The sequence below is a fragment of the Lentzea sp. NPDC054927 genome (genome assembly GCF_053610285.1).
Window position 1 is genome coordinate 16,221 of sequence record NZ_JBSGXZ010000066.1, and the last position, 18,317, is coordinate 34,537.

Consider the following 18,317-nt stretch of genomic DNA (forward strand, 5'->3'; position numbering starts at 1 on the left):
AAATCGTTCTAGTTTTACTCGCCGGGAACCACGATGCCCATCTCGTAGGCGGCGACGATCGCCTGGGCCCGGTCCCGCACCCCGAGCTTGGCGAACACCCGGCTGACGTGGGTCTTCGCCGTCTGCTCGACGATCACGAGCGCGGCCGCGATCTCGCTGTTCGACATCCCGCGCGCGACGAGCCGCAGCACCTTGAGCTCCTGCGCGGTCAGCCGGTCCGCGCGTTCCGGCTTGACGGTCTCCGGCCTGCGCGCGGCGAACTCCGCGACCAGCCGGCGCGTGACGGCGGGGGCGAACAGGGCGTTGCCCGCCGCGATGACCCGCACGGCGTTGACCAGGTCCTCCAGCGGTGCGTCCTTGAGCAGGAACCCGCTGGCGCCGACGCGCAGGGCGCCGTAGACGTACTCGTCGACGTCGAACGTGGTGAGCATGAGGACCCGCACGGTGTCGGCGAGGTCGGGATTGCCGAGGATCTGCTTGGTGGCTTCCAGGCCGTCCATGATCGGCATGCGGACGTCCATCAGCACGACGTCCGGCCGGTCGCGAATGGCCGCGTGCACGGCGTCCGCGCCGTTGCTCGCCTCGCCCACGACCGTGATGTCGGGTTGTGCGGCGAGCACGGCGCGAAAGCTCTGCCTGACCATCGTCTGGTCGTCGACGATCAGCACCGTCGTGTCCACCCCGGTCATCCCTCGTTCCCGTTCAGCGGCAGCGCGACCGCCACGACGAACCCACCTCGTTCACCCGGCCCCGCGCGGAACGTGCCGTGCAGGGTCGCCACCCGTTCCCGCATGCCCAGCAGGCCGTGCTTGGCCCGGTCGTCCGGTGGCGGAGGAGGTTGCGCGGCCTCACCGTTGTCCACCGCCAGCCGCAGCTCCGCCGAGTCCGCCGCGATCCGCACGTCCACAGTGGACCCCGGCGCGTGCCGGACGGCGTTGCTCAGCGCCTCCTGGACGATCCGGTACGCGGACAGCGCCACCCCGCTCGGCACGCTCTGCACGTTCCCCTCTATCTGCAACGACACCGCGACTCCCGCGCCCCGCAACCGGTCCACCAGCTCGGCGATCTCCTCGACGCGCGGTTGTGGCGCCGTCTCCACGCGTCCGTCCTCGTTGCGCAGCACACCGAGCAGCCGGCGCATCTCCGACAGTCCTTCGCGAGCGGTGTCCTGCATCTCCGTGAACTCGGTGAGCAGTTCCGGTGGCAGATCGGCGAACCGGTAGCAGGCGCTTCCCGCACGCAGGGCGAGCACGGACATGTGGTGTGCCACGACGTCGTGCAGCTCGCGGGCGATGACCGCGCGTTCCGCCAGGGTGGCGGCCCGCGCCTCTTCCGTCTGCCGGCGCTGATGTTCTTCGTTGCGCTCGGTCTCGGCGATGCGCCGCAACTGCATGGCGTTGCCGACCACCAGCACACAGGTGACGAAGCCGCTCACCAGGAAGACGTCCCGGTAGTCGGGCAGGTGCAGCCACACCACGACCATCGTGTAGACGAACACCCACACCAGCACGACCTGGCGGTAGCTCTGGGCGACGACGAGCAGCACCACCGCGGCCCCGACCGCCATGCCGGGCGTCCACGGCCAGCCCCACTCGCGGGCGAGCCCTTGGAGAACCAGTGGCGGCAACACCATCAGCACCGCCATCAATCGCCACGCCCACAACGGATGCGCGAGGGTCAGCAGCACCGCCGCCACGGTGAGCCCGGTCAACCACCACCCCGGAATCGACGGCTGGTCGAGCCTCAGGTCGGGCGGGGCGACAACGCTCAGGAACACGACCCACAACGCCACGCCGTAGGTCAGCACCAGCCGGATGCGCCGCCATTCCGGCGACACCGGCGTCCGCACGAGACGATCCGCGGAGAAGAGCGTGGACGCACCGGTGGCGAAGAACTGCCGCACCTTCATCCGCTCCACCGCCCCCACAGCGCCCCCGCATCGGTTCGCGCTGAACGTACATCACCCTCTGATCGACCGCGTGCCCACCAGATCGCGCCTCCGGCGAGCGCCGCGACGACGTAGAGGTTGTCCAGCAAGGCGTTGCCCGACGAGATGAACAGCGACCACCACGTGAAGACGGCCCACACCAGCAGGACATCCGGTTGGCGGACCAGCAACGCCACCAGCGGTACCACCCACACCCAGTGGTGCGACCACGAGATCGGGCTGACCAGCAGCCCGCAGAACGCGGTGATCAGCGCGGCGGCGAGGTGCTCGCCGCGCAGGTGCGTCCGGCGCGCCAGGATCGCCGCGACGACCACGCAGCACACGCTGAGCACCGCGACGAGGACCGGTGCCCAGGCCGCGCCGCCGGTGAGCCGTTGCACCGCACCGGAGAAGGACTGGTTGAAGATGTAGCCGTTGCCCGTGGCGTTGTTCCCGCCGATCATCGCCGATCCCCAGTACCGGATCGAGTCGCTGGGCAGCAGCAGGAACCCGCACAGGTGCAAGCCGCAGAACGTCGCCATCGCCCGTCCCGCCTCCTTCACCCGGCCGGTGACCAGCAGGTGGAGCACGAAGATCAGCGGCGTCAGCTTGATCGCGGCGGCGACTCCGATGAGCACGCCCGAGCACCTGGTGGCGCGCAGGAGGTCGAACACGACCATCGCCATCAGCACGACGTTGATCTGCCCGAACCCGATGGTCCGCCACACCGGTTCGAGGCTGAACGCCAGCGCGAGCAGGAGCAGTGAGGGCATCCGCCCGGTGCTCCAGCGCAGCACGGCGCCGACCCCGAGCGCGGTACCGGCGGCGAACACCGCCCACCCGAGCTGGATCGGCAGCAGCGCCAGGGGCAGGAACAGGACGGCCGCGATGGGCGGGTAGGTGAACGGCAGGTCCACCCACCAGTCCGGCGTCGCGGTCAGGTGCTCGTACAGCGCCTCGCCGTTGAGCACCGCCAGCGCCCCGGAACGGTAGACCGCGCTGTCCATGCCGAGATGCAGACCGCCGAGCCACCCCACCAGTCCGAAAAGGAGGAAAGCACCCGCGACAACCGCTGGGACAGAACGGATTTTGAGCACACCACAACGCTAGGAAAGCGGCGTGCGCAAATCGTCGTACCGAGGCGCTCACTGCGTGCGCTACCTGCGTAGCCGAGAACGCCTTGTACTACTCAGGTATCACTTCACGATCTTCATCGGGAACTGCGAGTTCGTGCGTGCCACTCCGGGCAGCCGGGTCAGCGCCGACATGTAGAACTGCTCGTAGGCGGCGATGTCGGCGACGGCGACCCACAGGTGGTAGTCGGGCTGCCCGAACATCCGCACGCATGACTCGACGGCGTCGAGCTCGGCGATCTGCGCCTCGAACGCCTCGATGGTCCCCGTGTCCTGCACGGCGAGGTCGATGTGCACGAGCACGCGGAAGCCGCGGCCGAGCGCGACCGGGTCGACGGCCGCGTGGTAGCCGGTGATCACCCCGGCCTCCTCGAGCGCCCGCACCCGCCGCAGGCACGGCGACGGGGTGAGACCCACCAGGTCGGCAAGTTCGGTGTTGGTGAGACGTCCGTCCGCTTGCAGGTGGCGGATGATTGCGCGATCGGTGCGGTCCACTGGCAGATCATGCCACTGATGGCGTCAGATGGGGTTCAAGTAGCAATCGTGTGCTCGCTTCTGCAGCCTAATCTGCTTGTCGTGAACGAACTTGTGCTGACCGACGAAGAACGCGCCAGGGCGGGAACCCGGTTGCTCGCGCTGCTGGATGGCTACGAGCGTGGCCTGCGCTCGGCGGAGGTGCTGCCCACGCCCGACCGTGAGGCACTGGCGTCGCTGCTGGCCACCCCGATGCCGGAGCAGGGCATCGGCGTGGACGCGTTGTTCGACAGTTGGGAACGCACGATCCTGCCCAACTCGACGACGGTGGCGCACCCGCGGTTCCTCGCCTACGTCCTCGGCCCGCCCAACGGCATCGCGCCCTACGCCGAGGCGGTGTCGGCCGCGATCAACCAGAACTGCAATTTCTGGCAGCTGTCGCCGGCGGCCAGCGTCGTCGAACGCTCCGTGCTGGACTGGCTGGCTTCGGTCGTCGGTTTTCCCAGCACCGCCAAGGGGATCCTCACCGGCGGCGGTTCGCTCGCGACCCTCCAGGCGCTGGTCACCGCGCTCAACGACCGCGTACCTGGCTTCCACGCCAACGGCCTGCAACGCGACGCACCTCCGCTCGTCGTCTACACCTCCGTCGAGGCGCACCGCAGCGTCGACAAGGCCGCCGCGATCCTCGGCATCGGCCTGGACAACGTGCGCCACATCGCCACCGACTCGCAGCACCGCATGGACGTGACCGCATTGCGCGCGGCAATTGAGGAGGACCGGGCGGATGGGTTGCAACCGTGGTGTGTCGTCGCCACCTGCGGCACGGTGTCGACCGGCTCGGTGGACCCGCTTGACGCGATCGCGGACCTGTGCGCGGCGGAAGACCTGTGGCTGCACGTGGACGGTGCCTACGGCGCGCTTTTCCTGCTGTCGGAGGACATGCGCGAGCTGATGGGCGGGTGTGCCCGCGCTGACTCGATCACGCTCGACCCGCACAAGCTGCTGTTCGCGTCACTGGAGGCCGGGTGCCTGCTCGTGCGTGACGGCGCCAAGCTGCGTGACGCCTACGCGTTCGACTCCTCGTATCTGACGATCGCCGACGACCCGTTGATGACCGACTACATGGACTACGGGCCGCAGCTTTCCCGCAACTTCAAGGCTTTCAAGGTGTGGAGCGCGCTGCAGGCGTTCGGCGTCGAATCGTTCCGCGCGGCCAACGAGCGCACGCTGGCCCTCGCCCAACGGCTTGCGCGCGGTATCGAGGAGACCCCAGGTCTCACGCTGATCGCGCCCGTGATGTTGACGGCCGTGTGCTTCACGGTGGACGGCGCCTCACCCGACGAGGTGCTCGCCACGCTGATCGCCGAGAACGTCGCGTTGCTCGGACCGGTGCTGGTCGCGGGCCAACGCGGCGTCCGCGCCTGCATCACCAACCACCGCACCACCGAGGCCGACATCGACCTGATCCTGGACCGCCTGCGGGATCAGGTGCGCCACACGTCGGCGAGGTTGTTGTCGAACATCGTCGCCACGGACTGAAGCGCGCCGTCGAGGTCCACGGCGGCGGGATCGACCAGGGCCTGCAGGTGGATGCCCAGGAGCGCGCCGTTGAGCGCGACGGCCGCGGCGCGCTCCTGCTCGGCCGCGGTGCCGGGATCCACGTCCGCCGGGCGTCGCAGCCGCAGCAGGGTCTCGATTCCCTCGCGCCGCCGGGCGAAGAATTCCCGGTACTGCTCGTGCACCACGCCCCGGTCGCCCAGCGCCTCGACCAGGATCATGAACACCAGCGCGGAGTTGCCGCTGCGCAGGAGTTCTGCGGTCTCCCCGAACACTTCGGTGAGCGACGGCACCGACTCGTAGCGCTCGGCGGGCCAGATCCGTTCGACCACGCGCTCGACGACGGCCATCACGAGGCCGTTCTTGTTCTTGAAGTGCCAGGGGATCGAGCCGCGGCTGATGCCGGACCGCTTCGCGATGTCCACAAAGGACGTGCGGTCGAATCCGCGCTCGGCGAAGAGTTCCTCGGCGGCGTCCAGGATGCGACGGCGGCTCTCGTCACCGATCTCGTCGATCCGGCGCTGCGCAGGGGAGTTCACGGCGATCATCGTACGACTCTGGCGATGTCGTGCAGCACGTGACGCGCAGCGAAGACCAGGACGACGCCCGCGAGCACGGACGCCACCGGAGCGGTGACGGCGACAGCGGTCCGGACGCCCCAGAGCGTCTCGGCGACACCGGTGACCACCGCCCCGCCCAGCCCGCCGACCAGTGCCAGGTAGACACCGACCAGCGCGAACGCCGTCGCGCGAATCTCCTGCGGTGTCACCGATGCCACGACCAGGCTCAACGGCACGATGCCCGCGAACGTCATTCCCTGCGTGACCATCCCGATGACGACATAAGTGGTGACGTCCGGTGCGTACGCCTGCACTGCGAACCCGATGCCCAGCAACGTGAGGGCGACGGCTGCCAGGTAGATGCACGCCTTGGGGCTGCGGCGGTACAGCCGGTCGCTCAGCGCCCCGCCGACGGCCGCGCCGGCGAGCCCGCCCACCGCGCAGATCGACGTGATCATGCCTCTGGCCGCCGCGCTCTGGCCGAGGTGTTCCTCCAGGACGACGTTGAGGTAGATCGGCACCGTCGTCACGCACATGCCGAACGTGCCGAGCGCGACCATCACCAGCACGAACGTCCGAATCTTCTTGAGGCTCCCGAACGCACCGCGCGGGGTGGTCGTCGACGTCTCCCGTGGTGGTTCAGGCAGGCGCAGCGCGGCCAGTCCCAGCAGAAGCGCCGGCACGGCGAGGAACGCGAACGCCCACCGCCACGGCTCGTGCTCCTCAGGAATCACCGTCGCGAACGCCGCCGCGAGCAGCGGGCCGGTCACGATGCCCAGTGGTTGCCCGCCGCGGTGCAGCCCGAGCACCCGCCCGCGCCCGGCCGGGGGATAGGCGTCGACCAGCAACGATGCCTGGATCGGTCCTTCGTTGGCCTTGCCGATGCCCGCGACGACCCTGACCGCGACCGCCTGCCAGAGGTGCTGGACCAGGCCGAGCAACCCGGCCGCCGCTGCCCAGACGACGGTGGCGACGCCCGCGATCGACGTGCGGCGATGCCGGTCTCCCAGCAGGCCGAGCGGCAGCGCGGCGAGGGCCACCATCACCCCGGCCAGGGCGCCGACGACGCCGATCGCCGCAGTGCTGATGCCCAGCGACTCGCGGATCTCCGGCGCGAAGACCACGAACATCACGTTGTCGACGCTGTCGAGCACCTGCAGGCCGACCAGTACGCCGAGCGTGGCGCGGCCGCCGGTGGACAACACCTTGCCGAGGGTCATCTCCATGCTGAGCAGGCTACTGTGTTGGCCAGCATAGTGTCATCAGATCAACATAGAGGTGGTGGGCTGAAATGAGGGAGTGGACGGGCACGGTCGCGTTCATCACGGGCGGCGCGAGAGGCATCGGCCTGGGCATCGCCCGCGCGCTGGGCAGGCGCGGTGTGCGCCTCGCGCTGGCCGACATCGACGAAACCGCGTTGGCCGGCAGCGCCGAGGAGTTGTCACGGGTGACGGCGGTCGAGACCTACCGACTGGATGTCCGGGACCGCGCCGGATTCGCCGCGGCGGCTCAAGAAGCCGAGGAAGCGCTGGGTCAGGTCGACCTGCTGTTCAACAACGCCGGGATCGTGCCGCACGCCGCCGTTGAGGAGCTGAGCTACGACAAGTGGGACCTGGCGCTCGCGGTCAACCTGACCGGAGTGATCAACGGGATCCAGACCTTCCTGCCGCGCATGATCGAGCGCGGCGGGGGTTACGTCGTGAACACCGCCTCGGCCGCCGGGCTCGTGAGTGATCCGAACCTGCTCTACGCGACAGCCAAGTTCGCGGTCGTCGGTTTGTCCGAGTCGTTGCGCCTCAACGTGGTCGAGCACGGCATCGACGTGAGCGTGCTGTGCCCTGGTCCCGTCGACACGGACATCGTTGCGAACACTCGGTTGCTGGAGGGGAGCGTCGCGTTGCGGGACGACCTGGTGCCCGTCGTCGCGACGTTTCTGAAGAGCGGGCCGAGTGTCGACGCGGTCGGCGAGATGGTGGTGGCCGGGATGGAGGCGCGTCAGCCGTGGATCTTCACGGGCGACGAGGTGCGGCCACACCTGGTGAAGCGGATGGCCGCACTCCTGGAGGCCCGGTGAGTCATGCCGGCGTGAGCTGGCGGCGCATGCGGCCGAACAGCTTGGCGTTGTTCATCGCGAGGAGCCCGACGGGCCGGCCGGCGCGACGGAACTCGGCCACGAACCTGCGGTCGTCCGGCGAACCGTCGATCACCGCGACCTCGTCCGCACCGGTCGTCTCTCCCGCCAGCTGCAGGCGGACCCCGTACTGGTCGGACCAGACGTAACCGGACGGGCAGTAGGTCTCGATCGTGGTGCCCGCCAACAGGTTGCGGACAGCGACGGTCGCTTGCTCTGAGGCGTTCGTCCAGTGCTCGTGCCGGACGTGCCCGCCGGACGGGGTGCGGTAGCGGGCGACATCGCCGACGGCGACCACGGACGGGATCGACGTGACGCAGCCGGTGTCGCACAGCACGCCGTTGTCGAGCGCGAGGCCCGATCCGTGCAGCCAGCCGGTCGCGGGTTCCATGCCGATGCCTGCCACCACGACGTCGGCGGGCAGGTGGGTGCCGTCGTGCAGGACGACTCCGGTCACGCGGGTACCGTTGTCCACAAAGGACGCGACGCCCACGCCGAGACGCAGGTCGACTCCGTGGTCGGCGTGCAGGTCCGCGCAGAGCGAGCCCAGTGTGGGTCCGAGTGCGCGTTCCATCGGGATCGGAGCGGCTTCGACGACGGTCACTTCGAGGCCGAGCGAGCGGCACGTCGACGCGACCTCGGCGCCGATCCAGCCCGCGCCGATGACGACGATTCGGGCGCCTGGCTGGAGATCCGCGCGAAGTGCGACGGCGTCGTCGAGCGTGCGCAACGTGTGCACGCCGGCCAGGTTCGAGGTGCCGGGGAGCGTGCGGGGCCGGCCGCCGGTGGCGATCACCAGGCCGTCCGCGCGCACTGTCTCGCCGGTCGACAGGTGCACCGAAGCCGTCTCCGCGTCAACGCGGTCGGCGCGAACCCCCAGCCGCCACTCGGCGTCGAAGTCGTCGTCGGAAAGGGTGAGGTCCTCGGCGGGAAGAGTGCCCGCGAGGAAAGCCTTGGACAGCGGAGGCCGGTCGTAGGGCGCGTGCGGCTCTTCGCCGATCACCACGATGCGACCGTCGAAGCCCTGCTTGCGCAGTTCCTCCACGGCACGCAGGCCGGCCAGCGACGCGCCGACCACGGCGACCGTCTTCACGCGACGGCCTCGCGGCTTCCCGTGTCGACGTAGATCACGCCGTCCCGCACCACGACCGGGTACGTGCGCACGGCCTTCTTGGCCGGCAGGCACGTCGGGACGCCGGTGCGGAGGTCGAAGCTCGCGGCGTGCAGCGGGCACTCGACGAAGCAGCCTTCGAGCCAGCCCTCGGACAGTGAGGCGTCCTGGTGGCTGCACGTGTCGTCGATGGCGTAGAACTCGCCGTCCGCGTTGAAGACCGCGATGGCTACTTCGCCGGAAATGCGCATGGACTCGCCGACGGGCAGGTCGTCCACGGCGCAGGCGGTGATCATCTCTAACCCTCCGTTGCGTATTACGGAACACGATGTGCGATACGCAACAGCAGAATGGCTCAGGATCCCTGGGCGCGTCAAGACGCGTTTTGGCTGATCAAGGGTGGTTGCTCCAATCGGATACCGTTGCGTCATGAGCAACAACGGGGAGGGGCGCGACCCGGCGCTGGTGCAATCGGTCGATCGGGCGGTGGCCGTTCTGGAGCTGCTGGCCCGCAACGGGGAAGCGGGGATCACCGAGATCGCCGCCGAGCTCGGCGTGCACAAGTCCTCCGCGTCCAGACTCGTTTACACACTTCAGGCCCGCGAACTCGTGGAGCAGGACGGCGAACGCGGCCCGTTCCGGATCGGCATCGGCATGCTCCGCTTCGCCGGTGCGGTCACCGGTCAGCTCGACTACGTCCGGGTTGGTGGCCCGGTCTGCACCGCACTCGCGGAACGGCTGGGCGAGACCGTCAACATCGCGGTTCTCGACAACGACGTCGCGCTCAACGTCAGCCAGGCGCGGGGGAGTTCCGCGGTGGCGGCGCAGAACTGGGTCGGCCAGCGCACGCCGTTGCACGCGACGTCCAGCGGCAAGGTCCTGCTGGCCGCCGCGCCGCCGGCCGAGCAGGATCGCCTGCTGTCCGGCGAACTGGAGTCCTGCGCCCCGCGCACGATCACCGATCCCGTCCGGCTGCGGACCGTGCTGCGGCGCACGACCGAGGACGGGTTCGCGACCTGCATGGAGGAGCTGGAGGCGGGGCTGCACGCGGTCGCCGTCCCGGTGTTCGGGTCGCAGGGGGACGTCGTGGCGGCGATCAGCGCCGCCGGTCCGGCCTACCGGCTCTCGCAGAAGCGCATGCCCGCGATCGTCGAGGAGCTGCGGGTGGCGTCGCGCGACCTGTCCGTCCGAATGGGGCATCCCGTGCTGTGAAAGACTTTCACGAACAACGAGCCCAGGCCTGCGCCGGGGGCTCGTTGCCGTTTCGGGTGCCTCCGTCCGTGCGACGGGGTCTTGACAACGGGCCCAGGCGAGCCGCACCGTGATGCGCCCGCAGTTGCATAATGCGAACCAGGTTGCGTATTACGGAACTCGCTCGGAAGGGTCGGCCGTTGTCACTCTCCGTTTCCACCACAGTTCTGGACCAGGACCTCGACGAGCTCGACCCCGAGGTCGCCGCCGAGATCCGCGCCGAGTTGCACCGCCAGCAGTCGACGCTGGAGATGATCGCCTCCGAGAACTTCGCGCCGGTGGGGGTGCTCCAGGCGCAGGGATCGGTGCTGACGAACAAGTACGCCGAGGGCTACCCGGGACGCCGGTACTACGGCGGGTGCGAGCACGTCGACGTCATCGAGGCGTTGGCGATCGAGCGGGTGAAGGCCCTCTTCGGTGCCGAACACGCCAACGTCCAGCCGCACTCGGGCGCGCAGGCCAACGCCGCGGCGATGGCGGCGGTGCTCCAGCCCGGCGACACGATCATGGGCCTGGACCTGTCGCACGGCGGTCACCTGACGCACGGCATGCGGATCAACTTCTCCGGCCGGCTCTACCACGTCGTCGCCTACCACGTGGATCGCGAGTCCGGCCGGGTCGACATGGCCGAGGTCGAGCGGCTGGCGGTGGAGGCCAGGCCGAAGCTGATCATCGCGGGCTGGTCCGCCTACCCGCGGCAGCTGGACTTCGCCGAGTTCCGCCGGATCGCCGATCTCGTCGGCGCCAAGCTGATGGTCGACATGGCGCACTTCGCGGGCCTGGTCGCGGCGGGCCTGCACCCGAGCCCCGTGCCGTTCGCCGACCTGGTCACGACCACCACCCACAAGACGCTCGGCGGTCCTCGGGGCGGCGTCGTCCTGTGCACAAACGAACTCGCCAAGAAGGTCGACTCCACGGTGTTCCCCGGCCAGCAGGGCGGACCGTTGCAGCACGTCATCGCGGCCAAGGCGGTGTCGTTCAAGATCGCGGCGACCGAGGAGTTCCGCGAACGTCAGCAGCGGGTCCTCGACGGCGCCCGGATCCTGGCCTCGCGGCTGAGCGCCCCGGACTGCGCCGCGGCCGGGGTGAAGGTGCTGTCCGGCGGCACCGACGTGCACCTCGTCCTGGTCGACCTCGTCGAGTCCTCATTGGACGGCAAGCAGGCCGAGGACCGGTTGCACCGCATCGGGATCACCGTCAACCGCAACGCCGTTCCGTTCGACCCGCGACCGCCGATGATCACTTCGGGCCTGCGGATCGGCACGCCCGCGCTCGCCACCCGCGGCTTCACGGCCGAGGACTTCGCCGAGGTCGCCGACGTCATCGCCGCGGCATTGCAGCCCTCGTTCGACGAGACGGCCGAGGCGGACCTGTCCGTCCGGGTCGCGTTGCTGGCCAAGAACAACCCCCTCTACCCGCACCTCTGACAAGGCTGGAGAAGCAAGTGGCACACGCGGTGAACGGTGTCGTGGCGGCGGGGCGAGGGGCCAGGGTCTCGGTGGAGACCATCCTCGTGCCGGATCCCGGCCCCGGCGAGGCGTTGGTGAAGGTGCAGGCGTGCGGTGTCTGCCACACCGACCTGCACTACCGGGAGGGCGGGATCAACGACGAGTTCCCGTTCCTGCTCGGACACGAGGCCGCGGGCGTCGTCGAGGCGGTCGGCGACGGTGTCGTCGATCTGGCACCCGGCGACTTCGTGATTCTGAACTGGCGCGCGGTGTGCGGTTCGTGCCGCTCCTGTCTGCGAGGCCGGCCCCAGTACTGCTTCAACACCCACAACGCCGCCCAGCCCATGACCCTGGCCGACGGCACCCCGCTGTCGCCCGCGCTGGGCATCGGTGCGTTCGCGGAGAAGACCTTGGTCCACAGCGGACAGTGCACGAAGGTGAACCCCAAGGCACCGCCCGAGGTCGCCGGCCTGCTCGGCTGCGGTGTCATGGCGGGCATCGGCGCCGCGATCAACACCGGCGGCGTCGGCCGCGGCGACAGCGTGGCGGTGCTCGGCTGCGGCGGCGTCGGTGACGCGGCCATCGCGGGGGCCCGGCTCGCGGGTGCGCGCACGATCATCGCCGTTGACCTCGACCACACCAAACTGGAGTGGGCGCAACGGTTCGGGGCCACGCACACCGTCGATGCGCGCGAGCAGGACGTCGTGGAGGCGATCCGCGCACTCACCGGCGGCAACGGCGCGGACGTCGTGATCGACGCGGTCGGCCGCCCCGAGACGTTCCAGCAAGCCTTCTACGCCCGCGACCACGCCGGGACCGCTGTGCTGGTGGGTGTGCCGACGCCGGACATGAAGCTGGAACTGCCGTTGATCGACGTGTTCTCCCGCGGCGGCGCGGTGAAGTCCTCCTGGTACGGCGACTGCCTGCCGTCACGTGACTTCCCGATGCTCATCGACCTCTACCTGCAGGGCCGGCTGGACCTCGGCGCGTTCGTCTCGGAGACGATCGGGCTGGGCGACGTCGAGAAGGCGTTCGACGACATGCACCACGGCCGTGTGCTCCGCTCGGTGGTGATCCTGTGACCCAGCCACGAGTCGTGCTCATCGGAGCGGGCATCGTCGGATGCGCGCTCGCCGACGAACTGACCGCCAGAGGATGGACCAACGTCACCGTCCTCGAACAGGGACCGCTGTTCGCCACCGGCGGCTCGAGCTCGCACGCACCGGGCCTGGTCTTCCAGACCACCGGCTGCCGGACGATGACCTCGTTCGCCAAGTACACCGTCGAGAAGTACACAGCGCTGACGATGGACGACAAGTGGTGCTTCCAGCAGCTCGGCGGGCTGGAGGTCGCCACCACCCCGGAACGCTGGACTGACATCAAGCGCCGGCACGGCTGGGCGACGTCGTGGGGCGTCGAGAGCTTCCTGCGCGACCCGGAGGAATGCGCCCGGCTGCACCCGTTGCTCGACCCCGCCAAGATCCTCGGCGGGTTCCACATCCCGACCGACGGCATCGCCAAGCCGTTGCGCGCGGCCGAGGCACAGGCCCGGCGCGCGATGGACCGCGGCGCGAGGTTCCTGGCCCACCACAAGGTCACCGGCATCGAACGCAACGGCCGCCGCGTCAAAGCCGTCGTCACCGAGCACGACACGTTCGCCGCCGACGTCGTGGTGTCCTGCGTCGGCATGTGGGGCCCGCGGATCGGGCGGATGGTCGACCTCGACATCCCGCTCGTCCCGATGGCCCACCAGTACGCGAAGACGACACCGCTGCCGGCGCTCAAGGGCGTCAACACCGAGCTGTCCGAGATGTCCAAGCCCCTGCTGCGGCACCAGGACGCCGACCTCTACTTCCGTGAACACGTCGACCGCATCGGCATCGGCGCGTACGGGCACCGGCCCATGCCGATCTCGGCGGACGACATCCTCGACTTCGACGTGGCACCGACCATGCCGTCCGAGATCGCGTTCACCCCGGAGGACTTCGACACCTCCTGGGACGCCGCCGTCGACCTGCTGCCGGCCCTCGGCGACGCCAAGGTCGAGGAGGGCGTGAACGGCCTGTTCTCCTTCACCCCGGACGGCAACCCGTTGCTCGGCGAACACCCCGCCCTCAAAGGCTTCTGGGTCGCCGAAGCCGTGTGGATCACGCACTCCGCCGGCGTGGCCAGGGCGATGGCCGAGTGGCTGGTCGACGGGCACCCGAACATCGACCTGCACGCCTGCGACCTCAACCGGTTCGAGGACGTCCAGCGCTCACCCGGCTACGTCCACGAACGCAGCTGCCAGAGCTTCGTCGAGGTCTACGACATCCTGCACCCGTTGCAGCCCGCCGAACGGCCGCGGCCGTTGCGCACCAGCCCGTTCTACGAGCGCCAGAAGGAACTCGGCGCGGTGTTCCTGGAAGCGAGTGGCTGGGAGCGGCCGCACTGGTACGAGTCCAACGCCGACCTGCCCGAGGTCGCGGAGATCCCGGAACGCAACGAGTGGGCGTCCCGGTTCTGGTCACCGATCGCGGGCGCCGAGGCTCTGGTGGCCCGCAAGCGGGTCGCGATGTTCGACATGACCGCGTTGAAGCGGCTGGAGGTCAGCGGCCCGGAGGCGTTGACGTTCCTGCAGACCATGACCACCAACCAGCTCGACCGCAAACCCGGCGCGGTCGTCTACACGTTGCTGCTCAACGAGGACGGGGGAGTGCGCAGCGACCTCACGATCGCCCGGCTCGGTGCCGACCGCTTCCAGGTCGGTGCGAACGGCCCGCTCGACGTCGACTGGCTGCGCCGGCACCTGCCCCCGAACGGTGGCGTGCACATCACCGACATCACGCCTGGTACGTGCTGCATCGGCCTGTGGGGGCCGGCGGCGCGGAAGTTGTTGCAGCCGTTGACTCGAACGGACTTCTCGCACGAGGCCATGGGCTACTTCAAGGCCCAGGAAGCGTTCATCGGGGATGTGCCGGTGACCGCGATGCGCCTGTCGTACGTCGGCGAACTGGGCTGGGAGCTCTACACGACCGCGGACATGGGCCGCAGGTTGTGGGACACGTTGTGGGAGGCCGGTCAGGAACACGGTGTGATCGCCGCCGGCCGCAGCGCGTTCACGAGCATGCGGCTGGAGAAAGGTTATCGCTCGTGGGGCGCCGATGTGACCACGGAGCACGACCCGTTCGAGGCGGGACTGGGCTTTGCGGTGCGCATGAACAAGGGCTACTTCCACGGCCGTCAGGCTTTGGAGGGTCGTTCGGAGGACACGGTCGCGCGCAAGCTGACCTGTCTGACGATCGATGACGCCTACCAGGTCGTCATGGGCAGTGAGCCGGTGTTCGCCGGTGGGGTGCCGGTCGGGTACGTCACCAGTGCTGCTCGGGGTTACTCGATCGGCAAGAACATCGCCTATGCCTGGCTGCCCGCTTCCGTTGCGGTGCCGGGGACACAGGTCGAGATCGAGTACTTCGGCGAGCGAGTTCCGGCAGTCGTCGCGGCGGAACCGCTGTTCGACCCAGAGATGAGGCGGATCAGGTCATGACGCACGACGTGATCGTCGTCGGGCTCGGCGACCTCGGCGGAGCGGCCGCACGCCGCTTCGCCGCACGGGGGCTACGTGTGCTCGGCCTGGACCGCAAGCCCCTGACCGAGCTGCCCGGTGCGGACGAGGCCCTGCGCGCGGGCGCCGATCTGCGCTTCGAGGAGACGGTGATCGACTTCCACGTCGAGCCGTCCGGAACGGGTGCCCGCGTCCTGACCAGGTCGAGCACCCACGCCGCACCGTTGCTGGTCATCTGCCTCGGCACGGAAGCGCGAACTCTCCTCCTCTGACTACTTCACCACCACGGAGTGACCATGACCGCGACCGAGCTCCCGGCCAGCCTCATCCCCACCCTGCCCGGCCACACCTACACCGACCCGGCGAACTTCGACCTGGAGCAGGAGACGATCTTCGAGCAGATGTGGTTCTGCGCGGTCCGCAGCGCCGACCTGCCCGACGCCGGCAACTTCCGCACCGTCCAGATCGGCCGCGAGAGCGTGCTGGTCACCCGCTCACGCGACGGCAACCTCCGCGCGTTCCTGAACATCTGCCGGCACCGCGGCGCCAAGCTGTGCGTCGAGGAGACCGGCACGGTCAAGCGCAACTTCCAGTGCCCGTACCACGCCTGGACCTACGGGCTCGACGGCAAGCTGGTGGCCGCGCCGAACCTGACCTCGATGCCGGACATCGACCGCACCGAGTACGGGCTCAAGCGCGTCCACCTCCGCGAATGGCTCGGTTACGCGTGGCTGTGCCTCGCCGAGGAGCCGCCGTCGTTCGAGGAGACCGTCCAGCAGGACGTCCGCGAACGGCTCGGCAACCTCGACGCGATCGGCAACTACCAGGTCAGCGAGCTCGAGCTGGGACGGCGGATCACCTACGACGTCAAGGCCAACTGGAAGCTCATCATCGAGAACTTCATGGAGTGCTACCACTGCGCGACCATCCACCCGGAGCTGACCGAGGTGCTGCCGGAGTTCGCGGACGGGTACGCGGCGCAGTACTACGTCGGGCACGGCGCGGTGTTCGGTGAGGAGATCAAGGGCTTCACGATCGACGGCAGCGAGGGGTTCGAGCGGCTCGACGGGGTGGACTCCGACCAGGACCGCCGGTACTACGCGATCACGGTGCGCCCGCAGGTGTTCATCAACCTGGTGCCCGACCACGTGATCATCCACCGGATGTTCCCGATGGCCGCCGACCGCACGATCGTCGAGTGCGACTGGCTCTACGCCAAGGACGTCGTCGCGACCGGCAAGGACGTCTCGCGGTCCGTCGAGCTGTTCCACCGCGTCAACGAGCAGGACTTCGAGGCCTGTGAACGGTGCCAGCCCGCGATGTCGTCGCGGGCCTACGCGCAAGGGGGTGTGCTGGTTCCCTCCGAGCACCACATCGGGGAGTTCCACCGCTGGGTTCAGGAAGCCACATCCATGAAGAGGTGGTAGCAGACCATGCCCGGACCGACAGACTTACCCACCACGGACCTACCCACCACAGACCCGCCCACAACAGACTTGCCGACCACGAGGACGGGCACAGATCGCGTCGTGTTCGTCGTGGCCGCGGCCGTCGCCGCGGCGTTCCTGGCCTGGGGTGTGTTCGGCACCTCGAGCCTCGGCAGCGTGTCCACGGCAGTGCTGGGCTGGGTGATCCGCAACACCGGCTGGGCGTTCCTCACGGCCGCGACCGGGTTCGTGATCTTCGCGCTGTGGCTGGCCTTCAGCCGCTACGGCCGGATCCCGCTCGGCCAGGACGGCGAACGGCCCGAGTTCCGGACGATCTCGTGGGTCGCGATGATGTTCAGCGCCGGAATGGGCATCGGCCTGATGTTCTACGGCGTCGCGGAACCGTTGTCGCACTTCGTGAAGCCACCGCCCGGCACGGTCGAGGGCGGCACGGACGCGGCGGTCGAGACGGCGATGGCGACCTCGTTGTTCCACTGGGCGATCCACCCGTGGTCGATCTACGCGGTGGTGGGACTGGCGATCGCGTACGGCACGTTCCGGCGCGGGCGCAAGCAACTGATCAGCGCCGCCTTCGCGCCGTTGTTCGGTGACCGGGTGTCCGAGGGACCGCTGGGCCGGGTGATCGACATCCTGGCGATCTTCGCGACGCTGTTCGGGTCGGCCGCGTCGCTCGGGCTGGGCGCGCTGCAGATCGGCAGCGGGCTGAAGGCGGGCGGGTTCGTCAGCGAGAACCCCGGCGTCGGCGTGCTGATCGGCATCATCGCGGTGCTCACCGTCGCGTTCGTGGCCTCGGCCGTTTCCGGTGTGGCCAAGGGGATCCAGTGGCTGTCGAACATCAACATGGTGCTGGCGACCGTGCTGGCGGTGTTCGTGTTCGTGGTCGGGCCGACGGTGCTCATCCTCAACCTGGTGCCCGCGGCGATCGGTGACTACTTCCGCGAGATGGGCGACATGATCTCCCGCTCCGGCGCGTCCGGTGGCCAGGCGATGGAGAGCTGGCTGTCGTCGTGGACGATCTTCTACTGGGCGTGGTGGATCTCGTGGACACCGTTCGTCGGGATGTTCATCGCGCGGATCAGCCGCGGCCGGACGATCAAGCAGTTCGTCAGCGGCGTGATCCTGGTGCCGTCGGTGGTGAGCCTGATCTGGTTCACGATCATGGGTGGCACCGCGATCACGTTGCAGCGCACCGGAACCGACCTGGCCGGCGCGGCGAACCCGGAGTCGCAGCTGTTCGGCGTGCTCGACCAGTTCCCGCTGGCGGCGGTCGCCGGTGTGGTCGTGATGCTGCTCGTGGCGATCTTCTTCGTCTCCGGAGCCGACGCGGCGTCGCTGGTGATGGGCACGTTGTCGCAGCGCGGCGCCATCGAACCGCATCGCCGGCTGGTGGTGTTCTGGGGCGTGGCGACCGGCGGCGTGGCAGCGGTGATGCTGCTGGTCGGCGGTGGTGGCGCGACCGCGTTGACCGGCCTGCAGAACCTCACGATCATCGCGGCGGCGCCGTTCGCGTTGGTGATGGTGGTGCTGTGCGTGGCGCTGGTGAAGGACCTGCGCAGCGACCCGATGGTGTTGTGGCAGAAGCGCTGCGCCGACACCGTGGACGAGATGGTTCGTGGTGTGGCGCGGCCCGTTGGCGGGTGAATTCACGCTCAGCAGGGCGCCTCGCGGCACCGCCCCCGCACCCCCATACATCCAGTATGAGGATGCGGGGGCGGCACCGCGATGCACCCGTC

At 69.1% G+C, this 18,317-nt stretch carries 17 protein-coding genes; 9 read left to right on the forward strand and 8 right to left on the reverse strand.

All coding sequences use genetic code 11. The annotated features are described in order from the left end of the window. Window positions 1–14: 14 nt before the first annotated feature. From ACWGE0_RS43485 to ACWGE0_RS43500, 4 genes are all read right to left on the reverse strand, one after another. Window positions 15–689: a response regulator gene (locus ACWGE0_RS43485; protein WP_452266702.1), complete on the reverse strand. Its 675-nt coding sequence runs from the start codon at window positions 687–689 to the stop codon at window positions 15–17. Continuing rightward, entirely contained in the window at window positions 686–1,909 is a 1,224-nt protein-coding gene (locus ACWGE0_RS43490) for a sensor histidine kinase (protein ID WP_452266703.1), read from the reverse strand. Before ACWGE0_RS43490 ends, ACWGE0_RS43485 begins: the two co-directional genes overlap by 4 nt. Continuing rightward, window positions 1,906–3,024 (reverse strand): glycosyltransferase 87 family protein, encoded by a 1,119-nt coding sequence (locus ACWGE0_RS43495; RefSeq protein WP_452266704.1) that lies wholly within the window; start codon window positions 3,022–3,024, stop codon window positions 1,906–1,908. The genes ACWGE0_RS43490 and ACWGE0_RS43495 overlap by 4 nt, the downstream gene beginning before the upstream one ends. Window positions 3,025–3,123: 99 nt before the next feature. Then, on the reverse strand, window positions 3,124–3,555 hold the full coding sequence (locus ACWGE0_RS43500; protein WP_452266705.1) for an Lrp/AsnC family transcriptional regulator: 432 nt from the start codon (window positions 3,553–3,555) through the stop codon (window positions 3,124–3,126). A gap of 81 nt (window positions 3,556–3,636) precedes the next feature. Here ACWGE0_RS43500 and ACWGE0_RS43505 point away from each other — a divergent pair, with 81 nt between their 5' ends. After that, window positions 3,637–5,073 carry a pyridoxal phosphate-dependent decarboxylase family protein gene (locus tag ACWGE0_RS43505; protein WP_452266706.1) on the forward strand — a complete coding sequence of 479 codons (1,437 nt, stop codon included), beginning with the start codon at window positions 3,637–3,639 and terminating at the stop codon, window positions 5,071–5,073. Here the strand turns inward: ACWGE0_RS43505 and ACWGE0_RS43510 are convergent. Both ACWGE0_RS43510 and ACWGE0_RS43515 read right to left on the reverse strand, forming a co-directional pair. Then, window positions 5,019–5,630 (reverse strand): TetR/AcrR family transcriptional regulator, encoded by a 612-nt coding sequence (locus tag ACWGE0_RS43510; RefSeq protein WP_452266707.1) that lies wholly within the window; start codon window positions 5,628–5,630, stop codon window positions 5,019–5,021. The two genes, ACWGE0_RS43505 and ACWGE0_RS43510, sit on opposite strands and share 55 nt — an antisense overlap. 5 nt (window positions 5,631–5,635) lie before the next feature. Further along, window positions 5,636–6,877 carry an MFS transporter gene (locus ACWGE0_RS43515; protein WP_452266708.1) on the reverse strand — a complete coding sequence of 414 codons (1,242 nt, stop codon included), beginning with the start codon at window positions 6,875–6,877 and terminating at the stop codon, window positions 5,636–5,638. Between the two features lie 65 nt (window positions 6,878–6,942). On the opposite strand from ACWGE0_RS43515, the gene ACWGE0_RS43520 reads away from it, so the two are divergent. Then, on the forward strand, window positions 6,943–7,725 hold the full coding sequence (locus ACWGE0_RS43520) for an SDR family NAD(P)-dependent oxidoreductase (RefSeq protein ID WP_452266709.1): 783 nt from the start codon (window positions 6,943–6,945) through the stop codon (window positions 7,723–7,725). A 1-nt stretch (window position 7,726) separates the two neighbouring features. Here the strand turns inward: ACWGE0_RS43520 and ACWGE0_RS43525 are convergent, their stop codons facing one another. Both ACWGE0_RS43525 and ACWGE0_RS43530 read right to left on the reverse strand, forming a co-directional pair. Next, entirely contained in the window at window positions 7,727–8,875 is a 1,149-nt protein-coding gene (locus tag ACWGE0_RS43525; RefSeq protein WP_452266710.1) for an NAD(P)/FAD-dependent oxidoreductase, read from the reverse strand. Continuing rightward, window positions 8,872–9,189 (reverse strand): bifunctional 3-phenylpropionate/cinnamic acid dioxygenase ferredoxin subunit, encoded by a 318-nt coding sequence (locus ACWGE0_RS43530; protein ID WP_452266711.1) that lies wholly within the window; start codon window positions 9,187–9,189, stop codon window positions 8,872–8,874. Before ACWGE0_RS43530 ends, ACWGE0_RS43525 begins: the two co-directional genes overlap by 4 nt. 133 nt (window positions 9,190–9,322) lie before the next feature. Between ACWGE0_RS43530 and ACWGE0_RS43535 the strand changes: the two genes are divergently transcribed. The 7 genes from ACWGE0_RS43535 to ACWGE0_RS43565 all read left to right on the forward strand — a co-directional run bounded on the left by ACWGE0_RS43535 (window position 9,323) and on the right by ACWGE0_RS43565 (window position 18,225). Then, complete coding sequence (locus ACWGE0_RS43535; RefSeq protein ID WP_452266712.1) at window positions 9,323–10,105, forward strand: IclR family transcriptional regulator; 783 nt, start codon at window positions 9,323–9,325, stop codon at window positions 10,103–10,105. A 179-nt stretch (window positions 10,106–10,284) separates the two neighbouring features. Next, window positions 10,285–11,571, forward strand: a complete 1,287-nt coding sequence (glyA, locus tag ACWGE0_RS43540; protein ID WP_452266713.1) for a serine hydroxymethyltransferase — start codon at window positions 10,285–10,287, stop codon at window positions 11,569–11,571. A 17-nt stretch (window positions 11,572–11,588) separates the two neighbouring features. Further along, a complete protein-coding gene (locus tag ACWGE0_RS43545) occupies window positions 11,589–12,674 on the forward strand; it encodes an S-(hydroxymethyl)mycothiol dehydrogenase (RefSeq protein WP_452266714.1) in 1,086 nt (361 codons plus the stop codon). Next, complete coding sequence (locus ACWGE0_RS43550) at window positions 12,671–15,118, forward strand: GcvT family protein (RefSeq protein WP_452266715.1); 2,448 nt, start codon at window positions 12,671–12,673, stop codon at window positions 15,116–15,118. Before ACWGE0_RS43545 ends, ACWGE0_RS43550 begins: the two co-directional genes overlap by 4 nt. Continuing rightward, window positions 15,115–15,408 (forward strand): hypothetical protein, encoded by a 294-nt coding sequence (locus ACWGE0_RS43555; RefSeq protein ID WP_452266716.1) that lies wholly within the window; start codon window positions 15,115–15,117, stop codon window positions 15,406–15,408. Before ACWGE0_RS43550 ends, ACWGE0_RS43555 begins: the two co-directional genes overlap by 4 nt. Window positions 15,409–15,432: 24 nt before the next feature. Further along, complete coding sequence (locus tag ACWGE0_RS43560; RefSeq protein ID WP_452266717.1) at window positions 15,433–16,563, forward strand: aromatic ring-hydroxylating oxygenase subunit alpha; 1,131 nt, start codon at window positions 15,433–15,435, stop codon at window positions 16,561–16,563. Window positions 16,564–16,569: 6 nt separating this feature from the next. Further along, window positions 16,570–18,225: a BCCT family transporter gene (locus tag ACWGE0_RS43565; RefSeq protein ID WP_452266718.1), complete on the forward strand. Its 1,656-nt coding sequence runs from the start codon at window positions 16,570–16,572 to the stop codon at window positions 18,223–18,225. The last annotated feature ends 92 nt before the right edge of the window (window positions 18,226–18,317 follow it).

Excerpts from the sequence above, each read along its gene's own strand:
- ACWGE0_RS43485 (WP_452266702.1), bottom strand. The coding sequence starts at position 689 with ATGACCGGGGTGGACACGACGGTGCTGATCGTCGACGACCAGACGATG.
- ACWGE0_RS43490 (WP_452266703.1), bottom strand. The coding sequence starts at position 1,909 with ATGAAGGTGCGGCAGTTCTTCGCCACCGGTGCGTCCACGCTCTTCTCC.
- ACWGE0_RS43515 (WP_452266708.1), bottom strand. The coding sequence starts at position 6,877 with ATGGAGATGACCCTCGGCAAGGTGTTGTCCACCGGCGGCCGCGCCACG.
- ACWGE0_RS43520 (WP_452266709.1), top strand. The coding sequence starts at position 6,943 with ATGAGGGAGTGGACGGGCACGGTCGCGTTCATCACGGGCGGCGCGAGA.
- ACWGE0_RS43530 (WP_452266711.1), bottom strand. The coding sequence starts at position 9,189 with ATGATCACCGCCTGCGCCGTGGACGACCTGCCCGTCGGCGAGTCCATG.
- ACWGE0_RS43535 (WP_452266712.1), top strand. The coding sequence starts at position 9,323 with ATGAGCAACAACGGGGAGGGGCGCGACCCGGCGCTGGTGCAATCGGTC.
- ACWGE0_RS43555 (WP_452266716.1), top strand. The coding sequence starts at position 15,115 with ATGACGCACGACGTGATCGTCGTCGGGCTCGGCGACCTCGGCGGAGCG.
- ACWGE0_RS43560 (WP_452266717.1), top strand. The coding sequence starts at position 15,433 with ATGACCGCGACCGAGCTCCCGGCCAGCCTCATCCCCACCCTGCCCGGC.
- ACWGE0_RS43565 (WP_452266718.1), top strand. The coding sequence starts at position 16,570 with ATGCCCGGACCGACAGACTTACCCACCACGGACCTACCCACCACAGAC.